At 34.1% G+C, this 14,279-nt stretch carries 24 protein-coding genes and 1 pseudogene; 7 read left to right on the top strand and 18 right to left on the bottom strand.

Translation table 11 applies throughout. The annotated features are described in order from the left end of the window. On the top strand, positions 1-199 hold a 199-nt coding region (locus AC1DS7_RS11455), incomplete at its 5' end, for an IS3 family transposase (RefSeq protein ID WP_476998978.1). A gap of 77 nt (positions 200-276) precedes the next feature. Here the strand turns inward: AC1DS7_RS11455 and AC1DS7_RS11450 are convergent. Together AC1DS7_RS11450 and AC1DS7_RS11445 are read right to left on the bottom strand one after the other, a co-directional pair. Further along, positions 277-408 (bottom strand): hypothetical protein, encoded by a 132-nt coding sequence (locus tag AC1DS7_RS11450; RefSeq protein ID WP_002088613.1) that lies wholly within the window; start codon positions 406-408, stop codon positions 277-279. Between the two features lie 98 nt (positions 409-506). After that, positions 507-734, bottom strand: coding sequence for a hypothetical protein (locus AC1DS7_RS11445; RefSeq protein WP_000032698.1), 228 nt, complete (start codon positions 732-734; stop codon positions 507-509). Between the two features lie 72 nt (positions 735-806). Here AC1DS7_RS11445 and AC1DS7_RS11440 point away from each other — a divergent pair, with 72 nt between their 5' ends. Both AC1DS7_RS11440 and AC1DS7_RS11435 read left to right on the top strand, forming a co-directional pair. Further along, complete coding sequence (locus AC1DS7_RS11440) at positions 807-923, top strand: GTP pyrophosphokinase (RefSeq protein WP_080019198.1); 117 nt, start codon at positions 807-809, stop codon at positions 921-923. 126 nt (positions 924-1,049) lie between these two features. After that, positions 1,050-1,682 carry a VC0807 family protein gene (locus tag AC1DS7_RS11435; protein ID WP_002145755.1) on the top strand — a complete coding sequence of 211 codons (633 nt, stop codon included), beginning with the start codon at positions 1,050-1,052 and terminating at the stop codon, positions 1,680-1,682. Between the two features lie 66 nt (positions 1,683-1,748). Here AC1DS7_RS11435 and AC1DS7_RS11430 read toward each other — a convergent pair whose 3' ends face one another. The 10 genes from AC1DS7_RS11430 to comGA all read right to left on the bottom strand — a co-directional run bounded on the left by AC1DS7_RS11430 (position 1,749) and on the right by comGA (position 7,393). Then, positions 1,749-1,949 (bottom strand): YqzE family protein, encoded by a 201-nt coding sequence (locus AC1DS7_RS11430; protein WP_002015009.1) that lies wholly within the window; start codon positions 1,947-1,949, stop codon positions 1,749-1,751. 38 nt (positions 1,950-1,987) lie between these two features. Continuing rightward, positions 1,988-2,485 carry a shikimate kinase gene (locus AC1DS7_RS11425; protein ID WP_002129082.1) on the bottom strand — a complete coding sequence of 166 codons (498 nt, stop codon included), beginning with the start codon at positions 2,483-2,485 and terminating at the stop codon, positions 1,988-1,990. A gap of 151 nt (positions 2,486-2,636) precedes the next feature. After that, a complete protein-coding gene (locus tag AC1DS7_RS11420; protein ID WP_002088615.1) occupies positions 2,637-3,287 on the bottom strand; it encodes a 2OG-Fe(II) oxygenase in 651 nt (216 codons plus the stop codon). Positions 3,288-3,460: 173 nt separating this feature from the next. Continuing rightward, positions 3,461-3,832, bottom strand: coding sequence for a competence type IV pilus minor pilin ComGG (gene comGG / locus AC1DS7_RS11415; protein WP_061674785.1), 372 nt, complete (start codon positions 3,830-3,832; stop codon positions 3,461-3,463). Beyond that, the gene (gene comGF, locus AC1DS7_RS11410; protein ID WP_002088620.1) at positions 3,829-4,290 is read right to left on the bottom strand and encodes a competence type IV pilus minor pilin ComGF; all 462 of its coding nucleotides are present in this window, start codon (positions 4,288-4,290) and stop codon (positions 3,829-3,831) included. The genes comGG and comGF overlap by 4 nt, the downstream gene beginning before the upstream one ends. Further along, a complete protein-coding gene (locus AC1DS7_RS11405; RefSeq protein WP_002088621.1) occupies positions 4,274-4,570 on the bottom strand; it encodes a hypothetical protein in 297 nt (98 codons plus the stop codon). Before AC1DS7_RS11405 ends, comGF begins: the two co-directional genes overlap by 17 nt. Beyond that, positions 4,563-5,018 (bottom strand): competence type IV pilus minor pilin ComGD, encoded by a 456-nt coding sequence (comGD, locus tag AC1DS7_RS11400; RefSeq protein WP_002088622.1) that lies wholly within the window; start codon positions 5,016-5,018, stop codon positions 4,563-4,565. The genes AC1DS7_RS11405 and comGD overlap by 8 nt, the downstream gene beginning before the upstream one ends. Beyond that, the gene (gene comGC, locus AC1DS7_RS11395) at positions 5,015-5,314 is read right to left on the bottom strand and encodes a competence type IV pilus major pilin ComGC (RefSeq protein WP_002088623.1); all 300 of its coding nucleotides are present in this window, start codon (positions 5,312-5,314) and stop codon (positions 5,015-5,017) included. Before comGC ends, comGD begins: the two co-directional genes overlap by 4 nt. A gap of 11 nt (positions 5,315-5,325) precedes the next feature. After that, positions 5,326-6,363 (bottom strand): competence type IV pilus assembly protein ComGB, encoded by a 1,038-nt coding sequence (comGB, locus tag AC1DS7_RS11390; protein WP_002138336.1) that lies wholly within the window; start codon positions 6,361-6,363, stop codon positions 5,326-5,328. Continuing rightward, entirely contained in the window at positions 6,350-7,393 is a 1,044-nt protein-coding gene (comGA, locus tag AC1DS7_RS11385; protein WP_215588496.1) for a competence type IV pilus ATPase ComGA, read from the bottom strand. Before comGA ends, comGB begins: the two co-directional genes overlap by 14 nt. A gap of 205 nt (positions 7,394-7,598) precedes the next feature. On the opposite strand from comGA, the gene AC1DS7_RS11380 reads away from it, so the two are divergent. From AC1DS7_RS11380 to AC1DS7_RS11370, 3 genes are all read left to right on the top strand, one after another. Continuing rightward, positions 7,599-8,294, top strand: coding sequence for a helix-turn-helix transcriptional regulator (locus AC1DS7_RS11380; protein ID WP_002014995.1), 696 nt, complete (start codon positions 7,599-7,601; stop codon positions 8,292-8,294). A 239-nt stretch (positions 8,295-8,533) separates the two neighbouring features. Continuing rightward, positions 8,534-8,776: a DUF2626 domain-containing protein gene (locus AC1DS7_RS11375; protein WP_002015110.1), complete on the top strand. Its 243-nt coding sequence runs from the start codon at positions 8,534-8,536 to the stop codon at positions 8,774-8,776. A gap of 107 nt (positions 8,777-8,883) precedes the next feature. Beyond that, positions 8,884-10,278, top strand: coding sequence for an L-cystine transporter (locus AC1DS7_RS11370; RefSeq protein WP_002138338.1), 1,395 nt, complete (start codon positions 8,884-8,886; stop codon positions 10,276-10,278). A gap of 80 nt (positions 10,279-10,358) precedes the next feature. Here the strand turns inward: AC1DS7_RS11370 and AC1DS7_RS11365 are convergent. Both AC1DS7_RS11365 and AC1DS7_RS11360 read right to left on the bottom strand, forming a co-directional pair. After that, positions 10,359-10,751, bottom strand: a pseudogene (locus AC1DS7_RS11365) (hypothetical protein). A gap of 87 nt (positions 10,752-10,838) precedes the next feature. Continuing rightward, positions 10,839-11,054, bottom strand: coding sequence for a DUF3912 family protein (locus tag AC1DS7_RS11360; RefSeq protein WP_002015115.1), 216 nt, complete (start codon positions 11,052-11,054; stop codon positions 10,839-10,841). Positions 11,055-11,306: 252 nt separating this feature from the next. Here AC1DS7_RS11360 and AC1DS7_RS11355 point away from each other — a divergent pair, with 252 nt between their 5' ends. Then, positions 11,307-11,618, top strand: a complete 312-nt coding sequence (locus tag AC1DS7_RS11355) for a hypothetical protein (protein WP_002165070.1) — start codon at positions 11,307-11,309, stop codon at positions 11,616-11,618. A 37-nt stretch (positions 11,619-11,655) separates the two neighbouring features. On the opposite strand, the gene AC1DS7_RS11350 is transcribed toward AC1DS7_RS11355, so the two are convergent. The 4 genes from AC1DS7_RS11350 to AC1DS7_RS11335 form a co-directional block, all read right to left on the bottom strand. Further along, on the bottom strand, positions 11,656-12,144 hold the full coding sequence (locus AC1DS7_RS11350) for a hypothetical protein (RefSeq protein WP_002015119.1): 489 nt from the start codon (positions 12,142-12,144) through the stop codon (positions 11,656-11,658). Between the two features lie 108 nt (positions 12,145-12,252). After that, the gene (locus AC1DS7_RS11345; protein WP_002034029.1) at positions 12,253-12,630 is read right to left on the bottom strand and encodes a nucleoside 2-deoxyribosyltransferase; all 378 of its coding nucleotides are present in this window, start codon (positions 12,628-12,630) and stop codon (positions 12,253-12,255) included. Between the two features lie 97 nt (positions 12,631-12,727). Then, positions 12,728-12,970 (bottom strand): DUF3966 domain-containing protein, encoded by a 243-nt coding sequence (locus AC1DS7_RS11340; RefSeq protein WP_085960924.1) that lies wholly within the window; start codon positions 12,968-12,970, stop codon positions 12,728-12,730. Between the two features lie 243 nt (positions 12,971-13,213). After that, entirely contained in the window at positions 13,214-14,272 is a 1,059-nt protein-coding gene (locus AC1DS7_RS11335; protein ID WP_002167670.1) for an undecaprenyldiphospho-muramoylpentapeptide beta-N-acetylglucosaminyltransferase, read from the bottom strand. Positions 14,273-14,279: the final 7 nt, after the last annotated feature.

Here is a 14,279-nt window from a genome sequence, read left to right as displayed (position 1 = left end):
AGGCAACTGTTGGGATAATGCTTGTATGGAAAACTTCTTCAGTCACTTTAAGGCAGAGTGTTTTCATTTATACTCCTTCCGTAAAGCGAATGAGGTCAAACTTGCCGTGCGTAAATATATGCACTTTTATAATCATCAAAGATTTCAAAAGAAATTAAATAACCTGAGTCCATATAAATATAGAACTCAGGTTGCTTAGTTGCGCTTTTTAAATACTGTCTACTTGACAGGGGTCACTGCAGATTGAAGGAGCTTCTTTTAAAATATGTTCCCAGCCTATTCTCTATCTTCATTGCGCTCTTGCTGTTTTTTCTCTGTCATACGTTTCTGATATGCACGATCCTTTGCACTTACATGGTTTGCATCAGTTGGAAGATTCTCTTTTGAACGACCAATTCCATTACTCATCTTTTTCGCCTCCTTTTTGCATGTTTCAAAATACATCTTTATTTTCAGCTAGAGGCACAATCCTTATACAAAAAAATAAGAGCAGCCAGTAGCTGCTCTTACTCATTCACGTATTTTTGAAACATATCATGGATGCCTTGATTTACGAGGTTCGAGATCTGTTCGTCAGATTTATTCGGATAACGATCACGCAATCTGATAGATGCCTTCACCATTAAATTTTCTAATACAGAACGGCCACCTTCTCCATAAATAATTTCAGCATACTTAACAAGTCTTCCATCCTCTAATGTTGCTGGATTATGATTGAAGAAAAATTTACTCATTGTCTCCACCTCTCTCTTTGATAACGTTTACATTTATATAGATTATTTATGTTATTTATTTCACAATATTGTATGCATGTATATTTAATTGGTTTCATTATAAAGCAACATATCAATAGTAAATATGTGATTTTCCGTCCATTTTGTGAACAAACTAAAAATGAAAGCGTTTCCTTTATTATATACTAAAAAAACTTACTACGCTAGGGGCAATTTTTTAATCTACTAATCATCTACTTTTCTTTTTTTCATTAACCTTATACAATTTTCAGAAATTATATTATAAAATATATGTATGACTTAAGGAGGCCATGTATGAATCAAAATAAAAAAGCTATATTAGATCTTGTCTTTTATCTCGTATTCCCATTCCTCATTTGGAAATTTGCAAAACCTTATATCGATCCTTATTACGCAATGTTAATTTCCTCTGTTCCGGGGATTATTTATACACTGTATACCTTTAAAAAAGAAAAACAGCTTAACGTTACAGGGTTCTTTATTTTAATTACACTTATTTCTAATACAGCGGTAGACTTAATATCTGGGTCGGCTGAACGAATGCTATGGAATGATGCATATTATCATATCGTACTTGGCTGCATCGTTATATGTACAATCTTTATAAAAAAACCACTCATGTTATATTTCGCAGCTGATATCGCAGCACTGCAAGGTCATGATCGTGATAAAAGTCGTGAGCTTTATCGTGATAGTCGTATATATCCAGCACTGCAATATTTAACACTATTTTTCGGCCTTCAATTTATATTAAAAAGCTTCTTGAAAATCTATTTCATCTCTGTTTTCGGTGTAGATGGATATGGTGAAATGAGAGCTATTATGACCGCTGTTGGCTGGGGGATTTCTATTTGTATCGGAATTGGATTTGTATGGGTAAACAATAAAATACATGCGGTTACTGAGGAAAAAGAGTCTGTGCAATAAACAAAAATCCCCTAGCATCTTGTTATACTAGGGGATTTTTGTTTTGCTAAACATATTACGAAAAAGTTAGCTTGATTTTTTTCTTTTATTTTTTACATTTCGATAAAACAAAGCAGCGCTCAGTGGCATAACACCAAACCATTTATTTAAGAATGGCTCTTTCTCCGCACGACGTTGTTGTTTCTGTTGTTTTCGATCCTCTTTTGGAGCATCCATATATGACACAAATTGCTGTGTCACAAAGCGTACATAATCATTAGTAGACATATTATCATCACCTCTACTTGATTAGTATGTCCACTTTTTTATTCATTAATCTTTTGCTTTAATTCATTCATAATTTGCTTTACCGACTTATTTGTCGTATCGATATGAATATCAGCCTCTTCATAATACGCTCGGCGCGATTCAAATTTCGTTATAAATGCATCTATATCTTTCTTCTGAAATAGTGGACGTGTCGTATCTTCACGAAGCCTTTCTGCAATTACATGTGGATCGCAATATAAATACACAACAGTTCCATTTTCCTTCATCCACTTTCGATTTTCCGCTCGTTCAATAATCCCTCCACCCGTTGTAATAATTACATTCTGAACCGGTAGTGAACGTAACATTTCACTTTCATATTCCCGAAAAGCCATTTCGCCTTCTTCGGCAAAAATATCACGAATTGCCTTCTCTTGCTTCTCTTCAATTTTTTGGTCTGTATCTACAACATCCATATGAAGTTCTTTACTTAACACTTTTCCAATTGTTGTTTTCCCAGCTCCCATATAGCCAGTTATGTATATAGATTTCATTTTCGTTCCTCTCAATCATCCGTTATTATTTGTTATTATAACGAAAGATGTTACTTTATTTAATAAAAAAACGTTTTGTTCTTCTTATGCTATGAAGAACAAAACGTAACATACTCACTATTTTCTCGTAATCAAACAATCTGGCTCACTTTTACTTATAAGTACCTCTTCTCACCCACTGCGTTGCAATCCATTTCTCACCTTTCGTTACAGGTGCTCCTCCATGTAACGTAAGCTCATTTAGTAATTGATCTTGATAAAAATACTCAAAGTATACTGCCATTCCCTTTCTAGGGTGTACAGAAAGATTTAATTTCGGAAAGAATGTTTCCCCGCCTTCTTCTACATCATTTAAGTACATCACAAGAGTACTTATACGATTATTAGCAGCTGACCTGCTATGTTCTGCAAAATAATCATAGTGCGCTTTATATTCTTGATCCACTTCATAATTTAAAATGTGCAATCCTTCTCCATGCGCTACAGGAACATTCGTGATAGATGAAATTCGTTTTTCAATCTTCGAAGTAAGTTCATTCTCTTCCAAAAATGCACCACTACTCGTTCGAATATCATTTACATCACGTGATGAACCAACTTTAGAACGTTTCATATTATTTTTAGATAATTCAATCAATTCAGCGCACTCTTCATCACTTAATACATTTGCTAATACAACAATAAGAGGTTCTTCGAATTTTGAAATAATTTGTATTTCCCTATCCTCTGTCATAATCGTATTTCCTTTATGATCAAAAATAGTTTGTTCCTTACTTTCACCTATTTGATTGTTATTTGTCATTTTCTTATCTCCCTAGAAAAAATGATTGGATAGCATGAATATATCATATTCTTTCTACCTTTCTCTTTTTTGAGAAAATTTAAACTTTTGAACATCGTTCTTATCCCTTTCCTCAAAGAAATTGACTCCCTCCACAATAGAAACTCATGGTTCTTCTCCATATATTTTACATATTATCCTTCTACCCAATCAAATATTTTATTATCCTTTTCCCTATACCGAAAGCTCACTGTATAGAAAACTCTCTGTTTTGTAACACATTGCAACGAAATGATAGTAACATCATTTTCAAAGACGTACTTTCCACTCACTTCTCCTCTTTCATACTGAAATAAAAAAACATCCTCTTTTTCTTGTTGCTGTAAGTCTCTTTTTATATCTGAAATAGCTCGATCAACAAGTTCCTCCATGAAAAAACTTTGTTCTATTTCAGAATAAAATTTTTTATCCGAAAGTAACATATTCGTTTCGTACATCAAAAATGAAATGAATAAAATAAGAAAAATAATTGTTCCTGGCATTACAAATCCATCTTGTTTTCTCATGTTTCTATCTCAATTTCACTATAGCGCACAGCCACGCCTTCATATATTTCACCACTTATATCTTTCACATATATATATAACAAATGAGGTGTTAATTTATACGAAATCGCTTCAATCCTTTGTAATATAAATTCCCTTCCGCGCATATTTACTTTTCTTATTAAATTACTATTCAACTTTTCATACGTCACCTGATCACCATTACGAAGTTGGAAGCGTAAAATATTCCCACCGTTTTCTAGCTCTATCTTCCTCCCACTTAATACTTCACGAAACTCTAATTGCATTTGTCCTAAAAACACATCCCACTCCCAGTCATTTAATCCTTTTGAATGTGTATTTTCTATCCCCATAATATGAAGACGCGGTAAAAGTAAAAAGAACATTGATAAAAGCAACAAACATGCAATCATTTCTATTAATGTAAATCCCGCTTCTTTTTTATTTTTCCTTTGCATAAAGGCATTGCTCCATCGCTTTTCCTCTCATATCTTTCCACATCGTACAAACTTCATCTCCTCTCCAATATGTGTAATATACAATTCCTTTTATGACTTGCTCTTTTACTCGCTTTTCCTCATTCTCATACTTAAATAAGGCCGCTTCTTTTTTTAATAATATTAATGCTTTATAGCTCATTTTTATATTTTTTCTTTCTTGCATAATTAATAATGTTTGCGGGAGCAATAACGATGCCGCCATCATTATTAAACTTAACGCTACAACCATTTCAACCATTACTGATCCTTTTTGACACTTCACGATACGTAAATCTCCCTCTTCCAAGCTGAAATACAATCTCATATTTATACCCTCGATAGGAAAGTAAAATCGTACCACCCCTATTAATATTCCCGCTCGGATTATATGTCATTGGATTTGGAAAGGTATGCAAATCCATTTGGACATCTTTATCATATTCTCTCTTAACAATTAATAGGTCTGTCTCCGATTCCGAAATATAATACATATGTTTCTCTTTAAACCAGCGTAACGTATAATGTTTTTGACGCTTAATCGCTAACTGCTGCATATACAAAATATCATTTGAAAACTGTTTCAAAAACTGCTCAACTTTTTGTTTTTCATGTAATGAAGTAACGTTAAAATGCGTAACAACACTCAGTACAGAAATAGCAAATAAGACAAGTAGCATTTCTAAAAGAGTAAAACCTTTTTGCTTCACGATTTCCCAGCTGATACCGTACCATCATCGGAAATATGGATTGGTTCACCTTTCGGACAAGTTTTTGAAGTAATATACTTTCCTGTTTCAAGTTCCTCTATTGATGGAATCTTATTATGTTGCAAGTGATATGCTTGTATTTGTGCTTCTATAGATTTCACATAGGCTGCACATCCTTTTCCTTGGACGGATGAGCGCTGTGTAACTACATTTGGAATAATTAATAGTAATAATACAGTTATGACAACCATAACTAATAACATTTCTAAAAGAGTAAAACCCTCCTCATTCTGCATGTAAATGCCCCCTATATAGAATTCATCATTTGAAACATCGGCATAATCATCGCTAAGTACATCAAAATGACTATAACCCCAAGACATGTAAATAAAATGGGTTGAATCACAAATAACATACGTTTAATTTTTTGTTCTACCTTTTCAATAATGAGCTCACTGTAATCACCAAGCTCATTTGCTAAATTACCGTTTGCTTGTCCATGCGTAATGATATAAGAAAGTTCTTTCTCGTAATAACCGCTTTTATCAATAATAGATTGTAACGGTTCTCCTGCAATTAATTGCCGCTCAATTCGGTCTGCTTCATACTGAAAGAACGGATGATACTTTTGCTTCATCATTATTGTTAATGCTTCGTGTACGGACAATCCACCGTGTAATAAACCACTTAATTGAGTGGAAAAATAATGCGAATGATTTAAAATAAGAAATGTTTTCATAAGGGGAATACGGATCATAATCTTTACCTTTTGAGTAGGCGGAAGTTTTCGGAAATAAAATATATATATACTAAATCCCGTTATAACGATAAGAACAATCATATAAATGAAGTAGGGTAATAATTTAATTGCAACTAAAATTTGCTCCGTAAGTGGTGGTGCTGTAGAACGTAAAGAACTATACATCATTTCAAACTGAGGCAATAAAATGAGGTTAAAAACAGAAAGCATAATCATTAAAAAAAATGATAAAAACATAGGATATCGCATTACTTTCATCATATCTTTCCTATATTTATCTTTCTTGTAAAGAAGTACGCTTCCTTGTTGCAAAGCAAAAGAAATGTCACCATGTCGCTCTGCATAAAACAAATAACTTAACATCTCAGAGTGAAACATTAATTGGTGAAAAGAAGCGTGCAAACTTTGTCCATTTTTCAATCCCTCGATCATACGCTGTAACTGTAATTTCTTTCCTAATGGTAGTTGCAACTGCAAAAATTCTAACGCCTGCAAAAGTGAGTAACCTTTCTCTAATAAATCACTTAATCTTTTACATAATAATGCTTGATCACTTAAACTCCATTTTCTCTTAAACATATACATCTTCTTCTAAAAAGCCTAAAGCATACCCTTTTCGAACCGACGATTCCAACGTTTTATAGTGATACGTAACATGTTCTCCACTTGCTTCTTTAATCGCTTGTTTTAATTCATATCCATATAACAGTTCATAAATGCTTGCCTGTCTCACTTTCCTCATTGATTTACATAAAGTTGCACACTTCCCTCTGCAAAATGGACATTTTAATTCGACGAGCCGCTGAGCAGCTACTGCTAATAATGATTGTTCAATTTCTTGCCTTGTAATACCATAATCCATAAATCGTAGTATCGCTCCTTTCGCATCATTTGTATGCAAGGTTGTCATTACTAAATGTCCCGTCAAACTGGCCCTTACAGCTACTTTTGCTGTTTCTTCATCACGAATTTCGCCAACTAAAATAATATCTGGATCATGACGCAAAATAGCCTTTAATCCCGTTTTATATGTGATACCAGCTTTTTCATTTATTTGAATTTGTAATAAACCGTCTTTTCTTTGCTCAACTGGATCTTCCAGTGTAATGATGCGACGTGTTTGCCATTTTCTAGCTACTTCTAATAACGCATACATTGTTGTTGTTTTTCCAGAACCAGTTGGCCCAGTAAATACGAGTAACCCATGAGAATGCTTTAAAAAAGAGAGTAATTTTTCCGCTGAACTTGGAAATAACGAAAGATGAGACAGTGGCTGTACAGATGCTTGTAAATGGAGGCGAATAACGAGACTTTCTTGATATGCTGTTGGAAGTGTTGAAAGGCGTAAATACACTTCTTGTCCATCAATTTGTAAGTACAACGAACCATTTTGAGGTTTTCTCCTCTCTCCTATATCCATTGATGCTAAAAATTTAAAGTGTGAAACAAGCTTTTCTCCAAATTCTTTCTCAATACACCGTTTCGTAATTAAATCTTTTCCAATACGTAATTGAATCGCCACATCCTTCTGCCTGGGCACAATATGTAAGTCCGATGCTTGCACCCTACAAGCTTCTTTCATAATCATATTTGCAAAAAGCTCGACACTATTCATCAAGTTTCCCTCCTCACTATGTATATATCATAAAAAAATGCACAAGAAAAATTAGAGATTTTGTATTTTCACTAAGAGAAAAAGGAAAAATATGTTTGTGAAATTATGAACAATTTCTGAACTATTGTCTGAAATTACCTATATAGAAGTTTATCTGTATTATAATGTTAATATCTTGGATAAAGTGATAAAGGTGGAGATCCTCATGGAACAAGCTTTAAAAATTACAGGTGTGTTATCTGACCCTACTCGTTATTACATTTATAAATATATTTCGCAAAAACATAATTACGTAACTGTACAAGAAATTGCAGATGAGTTTAACATTCATCCAAACGTGGCGCGTTTACATTTATCAAAATTAGAAGATGTTAATATGCTCAAATCAGAAACAAAAAAAACTGGGAAAGGCGGCAGACCAAGCAGACTATACGTCTTGTCTCAAGATGTCATCCAGTTACAATTCCCATTTCGCGATTATCAATTATTAGCGCAGATAGCATTTAATTCACTGCTAAGCTTAGGTAGTGCTGGTGAAAAAGCGCTATATGAAACAGGGAAACAATTCGGCAAAGAATTAATGCAACAACATATGCATCGCTTAAATGTAAGTGCAGAAGCATTGACGATAGAACAAAAAATGCTAATCGCAAAAGAAGCATTCTCAACAGCTGGCTTATCCCCTGCTTTTGAATTAAGTACAGATGGCACAAAAATTTTCTATGATGTACACAATTGCCCATTTAAAGAAGTTGCTGCGCATCATCCGACTGAAATTTGTAACATGCACGGAGATATGATGAAGGGGATTTTTGAAATCCTATTCCCGAACGTGGAATTAACACGAAACGATAGTCTACTAGATGGATGCAAATCTTGTAACTATAAAGTGAAACTTTAATCAGTGGGGGTTTACGGGCAGTTGATCTCCCACCTAACTTCTTTGCTCAAGCCGAATTTTGAGGTGGGAGTTTTACTGCCCACAAATAGCGGGATAAAGTTCAAATTTAGTTTTTCAACTAAGAAGAAGTCAATATTATAATTGGCTTCTTTTTTATATGAATGAATATTTACAATAGTTAGAAAAATAAACTATAATGAAAAGAGGTTTTACTTTTTTTAGAAAAGGAGGGAGATGGCATGGAGCGCATGTTTCGCGTTCTCGGCTTTTGGACTGGAATTTTCTCGGTTATGTTTTACGTAGGGGATATGCATTCGACCGCACTACTATTTTTAGGACAAACAGGATTCTTCGTACTTTTAAGTTATTTAAAATTAACAGAGCGTATGTATATATACGTATTCGGGGCATATTTAACCGTTTTCTTCATCGGATTTACATGGTACACAACATTTTTACTTGTCCCTGGAGCTGGGCATTAAGAGATGGCAAATTGCCATCTTTTTTTTAATTCCGTAATTCCCTAGTTGACTTATAGGTTTTATTACCTTATATTCTATATAACACATTGGAATTAGGGGGAATCAACATGAATACACTGCTTGTCGGGATTAACATCACAGTCATGCTCATTTTAGTTGGCGTATTGTATTATATGCAACGTAAGCATGTATCTTTTAATAAACGTGTATTTACTGCTTTAGGAGTCGGAATTATCTTTGGTCTTATATTACAATTTATTTATGAACCTACTTCTAAAGTAATTATCGAATCAAATACCTGGTTTAGTTTAATTGGTAACGGTTATGTGAAATTACTTCAAATGATCGTTATGCCACTTATTTTAGTATCTATTATTTCAGCGTTTACAAAATTACAATTAACGAAAAACCTTGGTAAAATCAGTGGTCTTATTATCGGAATTTTAATTCTTACTACAGGAATTGCCGCAGCTGTCGGTATAGCTGCAAGCGCAGGATTTGATGTATCAGCAACAGGTTTACAACAAGGTGATGCAGAATCTGCTCGTCTGAAATTAGTAGAAGAAAGATTTACTTCTATTGAAAAGACAACAATTCCAGACAAATTGTTAGAACTGTTGCCTACGAATCCTTTTCTTGATTTAACAGGTGCTCGTCCAACATCAACAATTTCTGTTGTAATATTTGCAGCCTTTATCGGGATTGCCTTTATAGGTGTAAAACGAAAATATCCAGAACAAGCAGAGCTATTTAAGAAAATGCTTGATGCTGTATATGCAATCGTGATGCGTATGGTAACATTAATTTTACGTCTTACTCCATACGGCGTATTAGCTCTTATGGCAAAGACAGTTGCTGGTAGCGATATTAACGCTATTTTAAAACTTGGTAACTTCGTGTTAGCATCTTACGTAGCTCTTATCGTAATGTTTATCATTCACTTATTATTAATCGCATTATCTGGTTTAAATCCAATTCAATATTTGAAAAAAGTGTTCCCTGTATTAACATTTGCATTCACATCTCGCTCTAGTGCTGGTGCAATGCCATTAAATATTGAAGCTCAAAAAGAAAAGCTTGGTATTTCTGAAGGAATCGCTAACTTCGCTGCATCCTTTGGGGTATCTATCGGTCAAAACGGTTGCGCAGGTATTTATCCAGCAATGCTTGCTATGATGGTCGCTCCAACTGTAGGAATTGATCCATTACAACCACAATTCATTTTAACTTTAATCGCTGTCGTTGCTATTAGCTCATTCGGTGTTGCCGGTGTTGGTGGCGGTGCAACATTCGCAGCGTTAATCGTACTATCTACAATGAACTTACCAATCGGCATTGTCGCTCTTGTTATCTCAGTTGAACCATTAATCGATATGGGTCGTACAGCTCTTAACGTAAGTGGTTCTATGACAGCAGGTCTTATTTCTAGTAAATGGCTTGGTGAATTAGATCAGGATACGTACAATCAAGATGATGTAAAAACTGGTGAGATTGCTTCATAATAAAAAAGGACGCTAACAATTTATACTGTTAGCGTCTTTTTTATTATGTTCCATCTCTATACATCTTCTCTTGAAAGTTATCACTCCAAGTATTCTTCTAGTTGCTCTTTTAACTCTTCCTCAATCTCATAACAAGATTCATCAACAAGTTCCCCTACTTTCTTACTCCCCCAAACTCTCGACTGAGTTGGCATCCCTAAAAAAGTATTTTCGCATCTCCAAATTGGAATAATGTAAAATTCAATCATCTCTCCTTCTTCATCTAATACCGCTATAGAAACTGATGAATAATATCCTATTTCAAAGGGATTCTCTTTTTCTCATTCAAATCCCATATCTAATTTCATATTTTCCCCTATGTATAAATGCGAATAGGCTTTAAAAAATCCAAGTGATATTCGCTCTATTTCATTCTCCATACATTGAATCTTCTCTTTCAACTCCAATGTAAGCTCCTGTGCTTTATATTTCATTTCCGCCTCCTTAAACATAGAAAAAGAGAATACAATAACATATTCTCTTTTCTCAAATATATTTCATTATCTCACAGCCCGTCCCTTTCACAAATAACCATTTTGCTCGCACCATGTATGAAATTGTCCTACATCTACTCCAACTAACACGATATCCTTTAGCTCTACATCAATACTTTGTTCTCCAATTACAATAGCAAAATGGGATTCTAATTGTTTTTCATTTTTCTTTACAGTTCCAATTCGGTTCCGATGCGGCCCATCTTTTATATATGCTTTTTGTCCTACAATATCAAAGTTCAAGATTCTCACCTCTTTTACTGCGCTCAAATTGGAAATACAATCTCCACCTCGGAAAATTTCCTTTCATTGCACTATTTCTCTATATATATGACGAAACAATAAAAGAGTCCTTCCTTCTTTACAATTATTTTTTCTTTGTTGCATTTTTATGATTGAAACGTAAAGTTTATAATAAAATACACTTGGAAGCGCTTTCTACGTAATTTTTTATGTTATAATATAAAAGTAGAACTTCGTAAAGAGGGTTAAAAAATGAATATAAACATGATTAACAAAGTAATTGAAGCATTAAAAGTATATGGCTTTCAGGATGTATCATTCTGTGAAGAAACGAAGCAATTTTTATTTCATAACGAAACCGATATTATGAGCGGCTATGCAGAAATAACATATAGTAGTCAATTCGAAAAATTTAACGTACAAATTCATCCAATTGAAACGCATCACCAAGCAGAGTTACAAGAGGTTGAAAGACATATACAAGCTTGCATACGAAAAGTAGAGTATTTAAATGCACTTCTTACTGGACAAACAAAGCTAGATGATAAAATTATTATTATGTAAAAAAAAAAAGAACGTGAAGCTATCACGTTCTTTTTCATTATACGTTCATTTTCCCCTTCAGCTGTAATCCTGTAACAGATTCTAATACATCCATCGCTTCTTCAAACGTCATATCAAAAATTGTCTTCTCTTCTATATAGGGAAACTGTCTAAAGCGCTTTTCTAACATTTTCACTGCATCCGATGTGAAGTTTGCGCTATCAATGCCAAATTCTGTTTCAAGAAGCACAATCCAATCTAACACATGAAAGCCTAATCCATTTACGAATGAAATAAGTTTTTCTTCTGGCTGTGGAGATAAGAATACGTTTCGCTCCAGCTCACTGAAAAGTTCTTCTCCTAAAATTCCTGCTAACTCATCATCATGTTCGCGTTCAATAATCTCTTCATAACCGTAATCATCAACAAGCTCTTCTACTTCTTCACTATCCGCAAAAAGCAATTGACTAAGAATTGCATCTTTCTTAAATTCACTGTTTTGTACAACCTCTAAAAAACTTGTTTCCCATCCATTTTCTAATTTCATATTTATAACTCCTTTATATGCTTTACTTATAATAACTGTGCCCAAAATAGCCTAATGGTAACCTTCACTCTTTTTTTGCAAGAAATATTTCTCACTGCATTCCCACGTCTAACATTCCACTTTATTCAATATATATGAGACAAGCCCCTCAATTTCTCCTTCGAAAATATCAACTTCTCGTAAATGGTAGAATGTCGTTTGCAACTCATTGCCCTTGTGATATATATAAATTTTCTTTTCTAAAGCAATTGCCATCCCTAATTCTGTATGACTTCCATTCCCACCCTCTAGTATGAGTAAGAAAACATCAGCTTCTCGTATCGCTTCTTGTTCTTCTTCACCAATCTTTTGCAATTGTTCTCTATTGGTTGCTCTTTCATTTTTCGTCCAATCATATGTATGCTGCCATCCCACTTCTTTCAACTGGCTTGATACGAAACGAACAAGATGTTTATTTTGAAATCCTGAAGCAATATAAAATTTCATTTATATTCACTCCTTAAATATGTATGGGGAAACTCCTTTTTTAGCGTTAATGGGATTTTTTCAAAAAAAATCCCCATCCTTAGAACTTATTTGCGTTTCAATGATGGGGTGCCTCATGATCTTCTTTTATTTTTTGTTTTTTATAACTTTCATCAGCTAACATTTCTAGTTCAGCTGTTATTTCTGATTTTTCAAGCTCTCGTTCTTGTGAAAATTTCCGTGAAATATAAACAATAACACTACCAACGTACAACACAAAGCATATAATAAGTGCAGTATTTTCATAGAGACTTAGCTCCAACACAGTCACTCCTAATCCATTCGTATTTTCACGCTTAATCAATTGGAATTTCCCTATTAACCATTTGTTACCCCGCATTAACGGGCAGTAAGACCCCCACCTCAAAATTCAGCGAAAACAAAGAAGTTAGGTGTGGGATTAACTGCCCGTAAAAGCCCGATTGGTGAGGGCTAATAATCAGTGGGGATGAACCCCCCACTGATTAAAGTTTCACTTTATTGTAACATAAAAATATCAATTCTTGGAATCTTTCATCCTACTAAAAAAGACATGATTGTTTAATCATGCCTCTGAAATATGTTGAATGATAGTTTTAATCGCTTCTTTTCCATTATATTTTTTTAATGCTGTTTTATACGTCTCATTATTATGAGATAGCTCTTCTATATGCTTTATAAGTGAGTTCACCGTTACATCCTCTTCATATAATACCGATGCATACCCTTGTCTTTTAAAGGATTCAGCATTTAAAATTTGATCTCCACGGCTTGCAAATTTCGATAACGGAATTAAAACCATCGGCTTTTGCATTGTTAAAAATTCAAAAATCGCGTTGGATCCCGCACGTGAAATAACAAAATCTGTTGCTGCTAATATATCCGGTAACTCTTCATGTATATATTCAAATTGTCTATATCCTTCTTTATTTTGTAAGGATTCATCAAGATTTCCTTTTCCGCAAAGATGCACAATTTGATAATTTTTCAGAAGATCTGGAAGTGCCGATCGAACCGTTTCATTAATTTTCTTTGCGCCTAAACTTCCTCCCATAACAGTAATAACTGATTTCTTCCGGGAAAACCCTAGAAACTTTAAACCTTTTTCAAGATTTCCTCTTAGTACGTCTTCACGTACAGGCGATCCTGTATATATTACTTTTTCTTTCGGTAAATGTTTCGCTGCTTCTTCAAATGTAACAAATATTTTCGAGGCAAAACGGAGCGCAATTTTATTTGCTAGTCCAGGTGTCATATCAGATTCATGTAATAAAACTGGCACTCTATTTAGCCACCCTCCTATTACGACTGGTACGGATACGAAACCACCTTTTGAAAAAATAACATCCGGTTTTAGTTTACGAATTGTTACGTACGCATCCATAACACCCTTCATCACGAGAAAAGGATCTTTTATATTTTTTAAATCAAAATAACGACGTAGCTTCCCGCTTGCAATACTATGGTATGGGATTCCTTCTTTTTCTATAATCGTTTTCTCAATCCCTTGATGAGAACCAATATAAGAGATATCCCAGTTCTGCTTTTGTAAATGTGGAATAATTGCTAAATTAGGTGTTACATGCCCGGCCGAACCGCCACCTGTAAAGACTATTTTTTTCATACGTCTC

It is taken from the genome of Bacillus sp. P4_E1, from assembly GCF_056401715.1.
This window is presented reverse-complemented; position numbering and strand designations above follow the sequence as displayed.